Genomic DNA, 13,767 nt, shown 5'->3' on the forward strand with positions numbered 1-13,767 from the left:
AATCTATTTCTATACACTTATAAAAGATGGACGGTTAAGTCGTGTAGGGGCTGAGAGGAGTAGTCTATCTGTTGCCGTGTTTACCCAATTTAAATAATTTAAAAATAAAGATTTAACTTAAAATACCATTGGTCATGTTTTTAATTTATATGATTAACGGTCATTTAAACCCTCCTGAAAACCGTATTTATAAAATGAGATCCCATTTGGAAAAAAATTTCAAAATATGAAAGTTTTGTGAAAAATAAATAAATATTGTATAACAGAGATGGCGCAAAATTTTCTGCATCTATTGATTATTGATATAAGAGTATAAAAATGGAACTGGATCGTTTCGATAAACATATTCTAGAAATATTGACCCATGAAGATGTTAATCTGAATGAACTGTCCGAGCGGGTGAATTTATCTGTGAGTTCGGTGCATCGCAGGATCAAACATTTAATCGATCATAATATTATCAGTGGCTTAAAACGTGAAATCAATTACCAGAAATTAGGTTTCAGTCTGCATGTGCTGTTACAGGTATCCTTAAGCAAACACGATAGCGATACTTTTGCTAAATTTCTGGAAGAACTGGAAAGCATTCCCGAAGTGATTAATACCTTTTTGGTCACCGGTCAGTCTGCGGACTTTATTGTCGAAGTCGTGGCACGAGATATGGAAAATTATAGTGAAATCCTGCTTAAGCGGATTGGAAAAATTGAGCACGTGGTTGCACTGCATTCCAGCTTTGTCATTAAAGAATATAATGTCTTTAACTGTAGCGGATTACTCAATAAAGTTTAATCAAAGACGAGGGTGGTCGACAGCCATAAAAAACGCACCCTAAGGTGCGTTTTTTGAATCAGTCATATTTAAGCATCAAGTTCTGCTAAAACAGCATCTGAGAATTCAACGTTGGTATATACGTTTTGTACATCATCCAGATCTTCAAGCATATCAATCATTTTCATGATTTTTTTTGCTTGATCGATGTCTGTGATTTCTGCTTTGGTTGAAGGGCTCATCACCACTTCAGCATTGTCAGATTTTAAACCTGCAGCAGTTAAAGCATCTTGAACATCACCGAAAGCTTCAGGTGTGGTAATGACCAGGATATCATCTTCAGTGACTTCGATGTCTTCAGCACCTGCTTCTAATGCCACTTCCATGATTTGATCTTCCAAAGACACATCTTCAAAAGTGATCTCGCCACGTTTCGTGAACAGGAATGCAACCGAACCGTTGGTGCCTAAGTTACCGTCAGTTTTAGAGAAGCAATGACGTACGTCAGGCACAGTACGGTTCAAGTTATCAGTCATGGTTTCAACAATAACTGCAACACCACCTACACCATAACCTTCGTAGGTCACTTCTTTCAGGTCATCGTTATCTTCGCCACCAGCACCACGTTGAATGGCACGGTTGATCACATCACGTGTCATATTCACTGATAATGCTTTTTCAACCACAGCACGTAGACGAGGGTTGCTTGCAGTATCTGGACCACCAAGCTTTGCAGCAGTGGTTAATTCACGAATGTATTTGGTAAAAACTTTACCACGACTCGCATCTTGTTTTGCTTTGCGATGCTTAATATTGGCCCACTTGGAATGACCCGCCATGCGAACTATGCTCCTTGTAGATTGGCTGTATGCCTATCAGAATGCCGAAATTCTACCATAAGCGTTTTTTTAAAAAAAAGTGCCTGGATTTGAGATTTCAGAATAAAAGCAAAAAAAAGCGCTAAATTAAGAAAGAGTAGAAATAGGATGGAGCGTTTGTGATTTTATTTTTATACATTTATAGAGATGAATGAACAGGACATGAACAGCAGGATTGCTGTTCATGTCCGTGCTTTTCTTTTTAAAAAGCTTATTCTGGAATAACGATATCCAGACCAACCTTGTCTTTATAAAGTTGCTTGATCAAGGCCAGGTCATGCGCAAGGTCTGTCGGATAAATCTTGCCCAGAATACCGCCTTGCTTGGTTTTGGAGTTGGCATATAACAACACGATTGGTACATTAGCAGCCTTGGCAATATGCCAGAAACCGGTACGGATTGGTTTGCGTGCTTCACCTTGTTTAGCCCGTGTTGCTTCGGGAGCAATCACCAGATTGAACGTTTCATTGTTCTGAAAATGTTCCACCATCTGGGTCACGATATCTTTACTGGCCTTGCGGTCAACCGGAATACCACCCACAGCGTTCAATAGCGGTTTAAACGGTCCTTTAAATAATTCTTTTTTAATCAAGGTATGAACCTTGAGGTCATAAATCTGGAACAGGGCAATTGACAGTACCGCATCCATCATTGAGGTATGTTCAAACCCAATAATGACCTGTTTATCTTCAAGCACATCGGGTTCGACATGATATTGCCAACCTGCAAGTTTAAATGCAGATTCGCCAAGGAATTTATTTAGCATAAGTATGGAGAAGTAAAAGCTGTATGTAGAGAACTGCATAATTTCATCTTGTTCGCCCATACAGTCAATAGGCTTTCCAATAAAATCAGCGAATAATGTAAAAATCTATGATTTATTCATCTTTTTAAGCTGCAAGATTAAGAGTTAATATATATAAATAAAACAATATTAAGATCTTAAAAATATCATTAGATACAAAAAAAGTCTTAAAATGATGAAAAAATGACTATCCAGAGCACACTTTAGTTATTAGACTTTTGTCGAAGAAGAAGACAGATACAGGTCTTTTCTATTTTCTTATTCTTTCTACTCTGAGATTGAAAAGTATGACGTACATGACAGCCTTCGTAGTCTCCCTATTGATTTTTGCGCTTATAATTGTATGGTCTTTGATCGAAATTAAGCAGGATTTACATAAAGACGAAGAAATGAAGTCTGAATTCTAGTCATTCTATCTTCTTTAGTTCTAGGCTATTCCTTTAACATTGCTGCCTGAGTAATAAAGAATTTTGATACCTTATAGATATACTAAGACCTTAAATCTATCAGTTTTACGCTTAGTAGACCGGATTAAATTCAAGATACAGGCTCATTTATCTTAAATGATGCAGCATGTATCTCATTTTTCTATATGCCTCCTATACTGAAGTCTTAAGTAACTGAATTTTGACTAAGACAAGTCGCCCATGATTGCTGCCTAAATGTTCAAGCAGTTATAAAAGCACTTGTCTTTCCAAAAAATCTTAGCTAGTATTCATGACGCCTGAACTTATTGATAAATAAAGTTTTCAGCATATAGGGCCTATAGCTCAGTTGGTTAGAGCAGCGGACTCATAATCCGTTGGTCGACAGTTCAAGTCTGTCTGGGCCCACCATATAAAACAACCACTTACGTGTACTAATCGTAAGTGGTTTTTTTGTTTTTGTGTTTTAGTAAGCACATGGTAAGCAAAATAGATCAACTATTATGACTATTATGGGTAGATGATATCATCCTCAAGAAAAATGTAAGTATTAGGGTTTTTATAAGAATCACCATCTAAACGAAAAGTATCAAATTTTTCTGTGAGGGGTTGATATCTTTTTGGATTCAGATTTATCTCTTTTAGTATGCGTGATAGTGTCTGCTGTTGATTTAAATTGGATTCGATAGTAAAGCTACTTGATACAGAGTCTTCTGGTTGAAGAAGGTGAAGTCGCATTAATTTTAATAAAAAATATCCGATTGTGCCAAATTGGTTCAAAATGTGATTGGTATTTCTAGAGAAGTAAAAATAAATTTTTTCTACTTCTTTTGGATCGATTTTAAATTTAGCTTGGTAATACCTATAAATAATACAACTATAAAATTCTAGTAAATTTTCAAATTTTGAAAAATCATTTCCGTCTGTATAAGTAAAATTGAATAAACAAGTTACCTCATTACTTTCTAAAAGTTGTCTAGAGTTTTCACTTAATTGAGAATAAAAAAATCGTAAATCAAGTTTGCCAGTAGGTAGAGTTTTTAAAAAGTTCCAAATCGGGTGGTTAAAGTATATTGAAGAGCATGGAATTTTATTGTCGACCAAGGCTAGGCTTTCACTATTTGGACTGTTTGAGCCAATCGAATATTTGTACCAAATATTTGAGTCCTCTTGATCAAAAAAAACTTCTAAACTTTTTAGACTTGCTTTATTAGATTTTTTTTCGTTCTGTGATGGAGTGACATTTCGTTTTTGATATGTTTGGAAAACTTGAACGGCTACATATTCAAACCAGATTAATGTTTTCAAGATATCTATTACTGTCTTCTGTGGGCGCCCACTTTTTTTAAAATTCATTTAATGCTTTGTTTGTCAAGTGTCAAGAAATTAACATATATCTGTACACTGATAAAAACAATAAAAATCAACTAAAAAATACTTAATTCAATTGAACAGGATGCTTCATCATGAAGCAAGAAAGCTTATTACTAACAACAACTGAAGCGGCTAAGCTTCTTGGCATGCAACCCCAAACCCTTCGTAAATGGGCTATCTATGAAAATGGACCGATACTTCCCAAAAGGCATGGTCGTCTGCTTCGCTGGAACCGCAATGACATTTTACGTTTTGCTGGTGAAATTAAATAATCAACTCTACCTTTTAGGCTTGAATAAACTTTCAAGTCTAAAAGGTTATTACCAATTACAGATGATTTATAAATGAATAATGCGTTAAAAAATGATCTAAAAATTGTAAGTATGCAGGATATTGAAGCTACAGCGATCAATTGGCTTTGGGCTGGATGGCTACCCCTGGGTAAGATGACGATTCTTGCAGGTGCAGGTGGATGTGGTAAAACTAATATTTCTCTTGCACTTATTGCAACGATCACAACAGGTGGGGTTTTCCCAGATGGTATGCAGTGTGAAAACTCGGGAAAGGTATTAATTTACTCAACTGAAGATGATCCTTCAGATACATTAAAGCCTCGATTAATCGCAAATGGAGCTAATGTTAGCAAAGTATCGTTTATTGCTGGACGTACTAATAAAGAAGGTAAATTAGAATCCTTTGACCCTGCTAAAGATTTTCCGAAAATTGAGCAGTACATAATAGAAAATCCTGACCTTAAGCTTTTAATGATAGATCCAATCATTTCTGCGGTAAGTGGTGATATGAACAAGGCCAATGATGTGAGACGATCGTTGCAGCCTTTAGTTGATTTAGCTAGTCAATATGATTTTGCTATATTAGGGATTACTCATTTTGCAAAAGGTAGCGCAAACAATAGTCCTGCTGACAGAATTCTAGGCTCCCAAGCATTCAGTGCATTGGCACGTATGGCTTGGTGTGCTTCTCTAAGAGAGGCTGAGGGTGATTATATTCTTGTACGTGCAAAAAGTAATATTTCGGTACTTGATGGTGGTATTTGTTATCAACTTGAGTCTGTGACTATTGCAGATAAAATTGAAACTACGAAAACTAATTGGTTAGGTAGAGTTGACGGCTTTGCTAAGGAGTTGCTGAATAGTGCTGAACTTAATATTGGGGATAATAATTCTGCGGTAGAAGTTGCTAAAGAGTTTTTGATTGAATTGTTAAGCGATGTTGAGAGATTGCCAGCAAAAAATATTCACTTGCAGGCTAAAGAAGCTGGCCTGAGTCTATCATCTATACGGCGTGCACAAGAAAGGTTAAATATTAAACCTTTTAGGCCTTGTGGTGAAAAAGTATGGTTTTGGTCATTGCCTAAGATTCATAGATTAGATGAGCCGACACATTTCTAAAATTATATTGATCGATGCAATCAATATGAATAAGTTGATCTACATGGCACTAACTGTATAAAATATATAAATATTCAACTTGCTCATGATAAGTAAGCATGAGCAAGTTGATGAAAAATATGAATCTATTTTAAATCATATAGTTATCTTCAACTTATTCATGTAGCTCAACTTGTACAATAATTTATTTAGTAATTTATTTTGTTTTTAAATTTACAGTAGAGCTCATCATAGATTTCATTAAAACTAACGATTTCAGATTTGTTAAAACCATATATTTCAAAAAACTGATTATCTATAAAATAAGTTAGAGCTTGGTAAGTATTTAAATGATCAGCTACGGATAGCTGAAAACAAAATGAAGTATTCCAGCATTGCTGTAAGGCTGTAGTTTCAATAATTTTTGTCGCAACCATTTTAGAAATTCGACGTACATTTAAACTTCGAATTGCTGGATGAATAGTAATAGAGATGTGGCCTGGTGAATTGCTCATAATAGACTCCAAGATAAATTTACTTCAATGGTCTGTTATGAAAGAATGCAAAGGTAAAACGTCGAAATTTTACATCTTTCATTTCAGCGATTTGAGATGAAAAGCATGAGTGTTTTATTGTCGAGATAAGACACTCATGCACATACACTATTCTTCATATTAAATTTCCTCTTTTAATTTCTTTTGATGATGTCTTTTTGTCGAAATAGACAATAAAATGCTGTCATGTATATATATGAAAACTTGTCGATATAGTCAAGTATTTATTGTCGATTTATGGTGTTTTATGTTGATTGAGATGGATTCTGAGCTGTTTTGTGCAAGGCTCAAAGAAATAAGAACACAAAGAAAAATGACGCAGCAGGATATCTCTGACAAAACAGGTATACCTTCAACATCTATTTCACATATTGAAGCAGGCTCTCGTAAGCCGTCTTTAGAAAATTTTTACAAGCTTGTAGTTGTTTTGAATGTGTCTGCTGATTATCTATTGGGGCGTACAGAGCGCTCTTCAGATCTAGGCACCGACCCAATTGCTAAATCTATTCAAGAGTTACCAGAGTCTGAAAGAGAGATGATTCAGAAATTCATCTTGTCTTTGCAAAAGGCATAACTGGAAAAATAAATGCTAAAAGAAAATGAGCAGATCGGATATATAAATTGATTTGGAAAAATTATGAACCTCAATGAGTTAAAACAGTTAGAAGATCAACTTTGGTCAGCCGCAGATAGTCTACGTGCAAATACAGACTTGAAACCGAATGAGTACTCAACACCTGTACTTGGTCTAATTTTCTTAAAGTTCGCTGATAACAAATACGGCGCTGCTGAAGAAGCGATTTTAAAAGAGTTTAATGAGCTTAAAGGCACACGCCGTGAAAAGCCTCTTTCTGAAATTGCCATTAAACATTGTGGTTTCTATTTACCCGATAATGCCCGTTATAACTACTTACTCGAACTTCCAGAAAATGAAGATTTAGCCTCAAAAATTAAAGAAGCGATGCAGGCAATTGAATATCATCAAGGGCAAGAAGATTTTAAAGATGTCTTGCCTAAAAATGATTATCAAGCCTTTAATCGTTTGGCTCAAAGTAAACAGGCTTTAAAAGGCTTGGTTCGTAGTTTTTCAAATATTCCTTCTGATGCTTCAGGTGATGTATTCGGTAAAATTTACGAATACTTCCTCGGTAAATTCGCCTTGTCTGAAGGTCAAAAAGGTGGTGAATTCTTTACACCAACTTCAGTTGTTCGATTGATGGTTGAAATGATCGAACCGTATAACGGCTCTGTATATGATCCAGCCTGTGGTTCGGGTGGTATGTTCGTTCAGTCTTTACAGTTTGTAGAGCGTCGTAAAGAGCTGAGCAAAAAACTAGGTGAAGCTGAGACAAACAATAGCTTATTTGTATACGGTCAAGAAAAGACGCTAGATACTGGCAAACTTGCCAAAATGAACTTGTTCGTAAATGGCCTTAAAGGCGATATTCGCCAAGCAAACTCTTATGCAGAAGATCCATTTAAGGGCTTTGAAAAGTTTGACTACATCATGGCGAATCCACCATTTAACGTGGATGATGTGGCTCTAGCGACTGTTGAAAAAGATCCTCGTTTTAATACCTATGGTTTACCTCGTAACAAAACCAAAACTAAAAAAGCCGATGATAATGCCAAGGCTGAAACAGTGCCTAATGCCAACTACCTTTGGATTAATTTATTTGCCACTTCACTGAAGAATGCAGAGCAAGCGAAGCTATCTAATAGTGGTCGTGCAGCCTTAGTTATGCCTAACTCAGCTTCAGATGCACGTAATTCAGAAGCTGATGTACGTCAGACATTGATCGAGAATAATTTGATTTATGGCATGCTAACTTTGCCTTCAAATATGTTCTATACCGTAACGCTACCTGCAACGTTGTGGTTCTTTGATAAAAATAAACAAGATGACAAGATTTTGTTTATTGATGCCCGAAACATCTTTAGACAGATCGACCGTGCCCATCGTGATTTTACCGATGAGCAAATCCTGAATATTGCCATGATTAGTAAGCTGCATAAGGAGCGAAATCATGAATATATTAGTTTGGTGGATGATTACTTTAGACAAGGAATGGCAAAGCTTGAAGCTACTGTTCCTCATGTTGAGCCTAGCTTTAAGAAGCTCAAAGATGCTTTAAAAGATGACGTAGCCATTGTTCAAAGTGTTGATACGCTAAATACACATTGGCATGCGTTAAAGCCGTTGCAAGAAAGCTTTAATATTTATGTAAAAGATTTTCCTCAGGCTATCACGAAAGATTTAGTGAAAAATCTGAATGAAGTTCAAAAGAACCTAAGAGCAAGCTTTACGCCGTTCTTTAAAACTATTGCTGATGAAGCCAAGGTTTTAGACAAAGCAATTCGTGAAAAAGAAAAAGCACACAATGAGTTAGTTAAATTAATTCGTGCTGAAGCCACTGAAGCGAAGGCAAATGACAATAAAGATCTGTTTAAAGTAAAGGATGCCAAACTTAAGGTTTTAAATGCTTTATCAGCAGATATTAAAGAAGTGAAAGCTTTACTTGCGGATATTAAAGCCGACCGTAGTGAAGCTGAGTATTTCTTCAATCATATTTCATGGTTACAAGAGCGTTTCCCAAATGCGGAATATGAAGATGTAACGGGTCTTTGTAAGTTAGCAACACCTGAAGAGGTAAAAGAGCAAGATTACTCTTTAAATGCTGGGCGTTATGTTGGTGTAGTTATTGAAGAAGATGGTCGGACTGAAGAAGAATTTTCACAGTATTTACAAGCTATGTCAGATGACTTCGAAGAATTGAATAAGATAAGTCAGGAAATTTCGAGTGTAGTTGTTCAAAATCTTAAGTTACTTGTGGAGGGTAAATGATGACTGTCTATACCCTTGATGAGATTATTGAGATAACGAATGGTGGAAGTTGGACAGAGGCTGAATATTCAGATTCTGAGAAAGATATTTACGTGGTTAAAGTAACAAACATGGTAAATGGATCGATAGCTGAAACTTCAAATGATAGTTATCTACCAGAATCATTGTTTAATAAATATAAGAATCATCAATTAAAATTTGGTGATGTTTGTATTGCGACAGTTGGCTCTCATCCTTCACAACAAGGTTCGGTTGTAGGCAGGACTATAAAGGTACAAGACATTTATTCAGGCAGTTTCTTAAATCAGAATGCGGCAATTTTGAGACCTAAAGATGGGAATATCTTGTCAAATAATTTTTTTTATTATTTAACCAAGACTATTTTTTTTAAACATCATGTGGAGTCTAGAGCTAGAGGTAGTGCAAACCAAGTGCGGATGGCTATAGGTGAGTTAAAGAAATTCAGCTTTAACTATCCTGATATTCAAACACAGAAAAAGGTCGCCGCTGTTCTTTCAGCTTACGATGACCTTATTGAAAAAAATAAAAAGCGTATCCAAATTTTAGAAAATATGGCTGAAGAGCTATATAAAGAATGGTTTGTACGTTTTCGTTTTCCTAATTGGGAAAATACAGAGTTTGAAAAAGGTGTTCCTAGGGATTGGGTAGAGCAAACTGTTAATGATTCTTTTGCTGTTTTAGGTGGTGGTACTCCATCTAAAGAAGTCGATGAATATTGGGTTGATGGAGAAATCAATTGGTACACGCCTTCCGATTTAACTCGACAAGATAGTTTGTTTATTGAAAATTCGGAATTGAAGTGTAATGAAACTGGGTTAAATAAGAGTTCAGCTAAATTATTTCCTCCTTATTCAATTATGATGACAAGTCGAGCAACAATTGGTGTGTTATCAATAAATACGACTGAAGCATGTACGAATCAAGGGTTTATAACGTGTATTCCAAACAAAGAGTTTCCATTAACTTATTTGTATTTTTGGCTAAAATTTGCCAAGCCATATTTGGAAATTTTAGCATCAGGAGCAACTTTTGCTGAATTAAGTCGTGGCAATTTTAAGAAAGTTAAATTGTTTAAGCCAAATGACTTGCTAGTTGAAAGCTTTGAAAATCAATGCCGTCCTATCTTTGATGAAGTTTTAACTCTTCAAAAACAGAATAGATTGTTAGGTGAGCAGAAAGATAGTCTTCTGCCTAGGTTAATTTCAGGGAAATTATCAGTGGAAAACTTAGATATTCAGTTTCCACCATCAATGCAAGAATAGTAAGTCATAAAAATAGTAGAAGTATTTAGAGGGATATAGGGGGATTAATTGTGACAAAAGTAACACGTAACTTCATAAGTGAAGATGACATTGAACAAGCAACCATTGCGCTTTTAAACACAGAATTTGGATATGAGCATTTAAACTGCCTTACTACAGATTCAAGTGATTTAAATGATGGTTCAGGTCGAACAGACAAAAAAGATGTCATCTTAAAAGATCGTGTTATTGCCAAATGCGTGCAATTTAATCCCCGAGTCCCTTTAGACGTTATTGAAACTGCTGTCTCTAAATTGATGGATCGCCGTGGCTCAATGTCAGCAATTAAAGCCAATATGGATCTCTATACAGATATCCGTGATGGTGCATCGATTACTTATGAAGATGCCAACGGCGAAAAACATGAAAATGAATTTCTAAAACTTATTGATTTTGAAAACCCAGAAAACAACGAATTTTTGGTGGTATCTCAGTTATGGATTCAATCGACAGGACGGACACCACATTGTGCATATCGCCGTCCCGATCTCATTCTTTATGTAAATGGTTTGCCACTGGTATTTATTGAGCTGAAAAACTCCAATGTAAAGCTCAAGAATGCTTTTGATGACAATTTAAAAAATTATAAAAATGATATTCCACAACTGTTCTTAACCAATGCTTTTTGTGTGCTATCCAATGCCACAGATACCAAGCTTGGAAGTTTTACCGCCGAGTGGGAACATTTCTTTAACTGGTTACGTGTAGACCATGAAAAAGAAAAGGTCAATAAAGAAGAGATTGAGGAACAAGGCACAAGTATTGAATACTTGCTACGTGGTCTTTGCCGTCCTGAAAGACTATTGGACTATATTGAAAACTTTATCTTATTCCAAAATGAAAAATATAAAATTATCGCTCAGAACCATCAGTTTTTGGGGGTGAATCATGCCTTTAAAAACTTCCTGAAGCGTGATGAGCTACAAGGTCGTCTGGGTGTGTTTTGGCATACTCAAGGCTCTGGTAAAAGTTTCTCGATGATTTTCTACGTCAGAAAGATTTATCGTAAAGTCACAGGTAATTTTAGCTTTGTGGTGATTACGGATCGTGAAGACTTGGATTCACAGATTTATAAAAACTTTATTCAAACCAAAGCCGTGCTAGAAAAAGAAGCAGCACAACCGAAAAACAGTACCCATCTTCGATCCTTACTTAACCAAAATACCAAGATTGTATTTACTCTAATTCAAAAGTTCAGATACGAGAAAGGTCAAGAGTATCCTCAGCTATTCAATCCTGCTGAGCGGGAAGTGATTGTCATTGTCGATGAAGCGCATCGTACACAGTATGAATCACTTGCTGAAAACATGCGTAAAGGATTAGACGGCGCACATTTCCTAGCTTTTACAGGTACACCTATTCTTAAACAGAAAAAGACCAAGCAATGGTTTGGTGAGTATGTTTCGGAATATACCTTCCAACAGGCAATTGAAGATAAAGCAACGCTGCCACTGTTCTATGAAAAACGAGTTCCAGAAGTATTACTTCAAAATGATGATCTGAATGAAGAGCTCGCTGAAATTTTAGAAGATGAAGAGTTAAACGAAGCACAAAAAGAAAAGCTTGAGCGGAAGTATTCTACGGAACTTGAAGTTATTAAACGAGATGACCGTTTAGATCGAATTGCCCAAGATATTGTCTACCATTTCCCACGCCGTGGATATTTGGGTAAAGGTATGATGGTCGCCGTAGATCAATTTACAGCTGTACGCATGTATGACAAGGTTTCAAAACTTTGGAAAGAAGAGCTTAAACATTTACAAACACGTATTCATAACTCTAAAAATGATGTTGAAAAACATCGTTTAAAGCAACGCCAAAAGTATATGAGTACGGTGCAAATGGCGGTGGTCATTAGTGATCCGAGTGCTGAAAAAGAACGCTTTGATAAGCAAGGTTTGGACATTCAGACACATATTGACCGCTTGAATAAAGTTGATACGAATGGGGCTGATATTGAGGATAATTTTAAAGATCCAGCACATCCGCTACAACTTGTTTTCGTCTGTGCAATGTGGCTGACAGGTTTTGATGCACCAACGGTATCTACGCTGTACTTAGATAAGCCAATGAAAGGTCATACCTTGATGCAAACCATTGCTCGTGCTAACCGAGTAACGTCATATCGTATTCAGAATACCGACGGCGAGCTTGTAGAGAAAAGAAATGGTGAAGTTATTGATTACTACAACGTATTTAGGAATCTAAAAACAGCTTTAAAAGATTACGGCCAAGGCACTGGTGAAGATGGAGAAACAGATGCGCCTGTCCAGGATAAAACCGTACTTTTCGATATGCTGGATGAAGCGATTACGAAGACCCTAGAATATTGTGAGTCTAAGGATATTGATCTAAACAAAATCTTAGAAACTCGTAATGAGAATGGCGGTACGTTTAAAGAGAATACTTTATTTGGTGAATATGCCGATCGGTTACTAGAAAAAGATGAATATCGAAAAACGTTCAATGTTCATTTTAATACCGTTGCTGCCTTATATGAGGCATGTAAGCCTAATATCTTAGCTAAGCCACGCCCGATAGTATCTGTAATTCAATTTTTACATGGATTTATTGAAGCCACCATTGAACAGCAGGATCTGGAAACAGCAGGTGTGGCAGTTGTGGATCTCTTAGATCGAAGTGTGATTATAGATGCAGATACAGCGAAGTCGGTTAAGGATTTTAAGCAAAGCTATAGTTTGATCCATGGTCAAAAATGGGATTTAAGCACAGTTGATTTTGACAAACTGAAAGAACAGTTTAAAGAAACCAAGCACAAGAACATTGCTATTGCGGATATGCGAGCATTTCTTGAAAAGAAAATCATTCAAATGCTGAAGCAAAATGGTGGACGTATTAATTTCGCTGAACGTTATCAGCAAATGATAGATCGTTATAACTCTGGTGCTACGGCGACTGAACAACTGTTTGAAGAAATTCAAAAGTTCACAAAAGGGTTGCAGGAAGAAGACCAACGTCATATCAGAGAAGGTCTGACTGAAGATGAGTTGGAAATCTATGATCTACTATTAAAAGACAAACTCACCAAAGATGAGCAACAGCAGGTCAAGTTAGCAGCGAGAGATTTGATTACAGCACTTTTGAATACAACACCTAAAGTGTTGGTTCAAGATTGGTGGAAGGATGGGCAGACCCAAGCATTAGTTAAAGATGAAATTGAGAAAGTATTAGATAAAGACTTACCAGTCAGCTATGACGTGACTCAATTTCAGGAAAAGGTTACAACAGTCTTTGAGCTAGTCAAAAATTTAGCTATGAATGACGATAAGTGGGTGTGCTAATGAAAGGGTTTATTTGAAACGGTAAAAGAAAAGATTCGTTAAAATATTTATAGCTGTTATTAATATGAACATTTAATTATTTTTTGCAATTATTTAGAAAAAA

Annotated in this window: 11 protein-coding genes and 1 tRNA gene; 8 read left to right on the forward strand and 4 right to left on the reverse strand. The window is 36.1% G+C overall.

The window, feature by feature from the left end:
- Positions 1-318 precede the first annotated feature (318 nt).
- The gene (locus ACIG3F_RS05965) at positions 319-789 is read left to right on the forward strand and encodes an Lrp/AsnC family transcriptional regulator (RefSeq protein ID WP_004278934.1); all 471 of its coding nucleotides are present in this window, start codon (positions 319-321) and stop codon (positions 787-789) included.
- 68 nt (positions 790-857) lie between these two features.
- Here ACIG3F_RS05965 and ACIG3F_RS05970 read toward each other — a convergent pair whose 3' ends face one another.
- Both ACIG3F_RS05970 and ACIG3F_RS05975 read right to left on the reverse strand, forming a co-directional pair.
- Positions 858-1,607, reverse strand: a complete 750-nt coding sequence (locus ACIG3F_RS05970) for a YebC/PmpR family DNA-binding transcriptional regulator (protein ID WP_004278933.1) — start codon at positions 1,605-1,607, stop codon at positions 858-860.
- A gap of 250 nt (positions 1,608-1,857) precedes the next feature.
- Complete coding sequence (locus ACIG3F_RS05975) at positions 1,858-2,412, reverse strand: 1-acyl-sn-glycerol-3-phosphate acyltransferase (protein WP_396469625.1); 555 nt, start codon at positions 2,410-2,412, stop codon at positions 1,858-1,860.
- Between the two features lie 798 nt (positions 2,413-3,210).
- Here ACIG3F_RS05975 and ACIG3F_RS05980 point away from each other — a divergent pair.
- Positions 3,211-3,287 (forward strand) — tRNA-Ile (locus ACIG3F_RS05980).
- Positions 3,288-3,386: 99 nt separating this feature from the next.
- Here the strand turns inward: ACIG3F_RS05980 and ACIG3F_RS05985 are convergent.
- Positions 3,387-4,232: a hypothetical protein gene (locus ACIG3F_RS05985; protein ID WP_396469589.1), complete on the reverse strand. Its 846-nt coding sequence runs from the start codon at positions 4,230-4,232 to the stop codon at positions 3,387-3,389.
- A 110-nt stretch (positions 4,233-4,342) separates the two neighbouring features.
- Here ACIG3F_RS05985 and ACIG3F_RS05990 point away from each other — a divergent pair, with 110 nt between their 5' ends.
- Entirely contained in the window at positions 4,343-4,522 is a 180-nt protein-coding gene (locus tag ACIG3F_RS05990; protein ID WP_317022959.1) for a helix-turn-helix domain-containing protein, read from the forward strand.
- Positions 4,523-4,594: 72 nt separating this feature from the next.
- The gene (locus tag ACIG3F_RS05995; protein WP_396469590.1) at positions 4,595-5,662 is read left to right on the forward strand and encodes an AAA family ATPase; all 1,068 of its coding nucleotides are present in this window, start codon (positions 4,595-4,597) and stop codon (positions 5,660-5,662) included.
- A gap of 188 nt (positions 5,663-5,850) precedes the next feature.
- Here ACIG3F_RS05995 and ACIG3F_RS06000 read toward each other — a convergent pair whose 3' ends face one another.
- Positions 5,851-6,156, reverse strand: coding sequence for a hypothetical protein (locus tag ACIG3F_RS06000; RefSeq protein WP_396469591.1), 306 nt, complete (start codon positions 6,154-6,156; stop codon positions 5,851-5,853).
- 286 nt (positions 6,157-6,442) lie between these two features.
- On the opposite strand from ACIG3F_RS06000, the gene ACIG3F_RS06005 reads away from it, so the two are divergent.
- The 4 genes from ACIG3F_RS06005 to ACIG3F_RS06020 all read left to right on the forward strand — a co-directional run bounded on the left by ACIG3F_RS06005 (position 6,443) and on the right by ACIG3F_RS06020 (position 13,664).
- A complete protein-coding gene (locus tag ACIG3F_RS06005) occupies positions 6,443-6,769 on the forward strand; it encodes a helix-turn-helix domain-containing protein (RefSeq protein WP_396469592.1) in 327 nt (108 codons plus the stop codon).
- Positions 6,770-6,832: 63 nt separating this feature from the next.
- Positions 6,833-9,040, forward strand: coding sequence for an N-6 DNA methylase (locus tag ACIG3F_RS06010; RefSeq protein ID WP_396469593.1), 2,208 nt, complete (start codon positions 6,833-6,835; stop codon positions 9,038-9,040).
- Complete coding sequence (locus ACIG3F_RS06015; protein ID WP_396469594.1) at positions 9,037-10,323, forward strand: restriction endonuclease subunit S; 1,287 nt, start codon at positions 9,037-9,039, stop codon at positions 10,321-10,323. Before ACIG3F_RS06010 ends, ACIG3F_RS06015 begins: the two co-directional genes overlap by 4 nt.
- Positions 10,324-10,373: 50 nt before the next feature.
- On the forward strand, positions 10,374-13,664 hold the full coding sequence (locus ACIG3F_RS06020; RefSeq protein WP_396469595.1) for a type I restriction endonuclease subunit R: 3,291 nt from the start codon (positions 10,374-10,376) through the stop codon (positions 13,662-13,664).
- The last annotated feature ends 103 nt before the right edge of the window (positions 13,665-13,767 follow it).

It is taken from the genome of Acinetobacter sp. NPDC052428 (assembly GCF_044547685.1).
In the GTDB taxonomy this organism is placed as follows: domain Bacteria; phylum Pseudomonadota; class Gammaproteobacteria; order Pseudomonadales; family Moraxellaceae; genus Acinetobacter; species Acinetobacter lwoffii_G.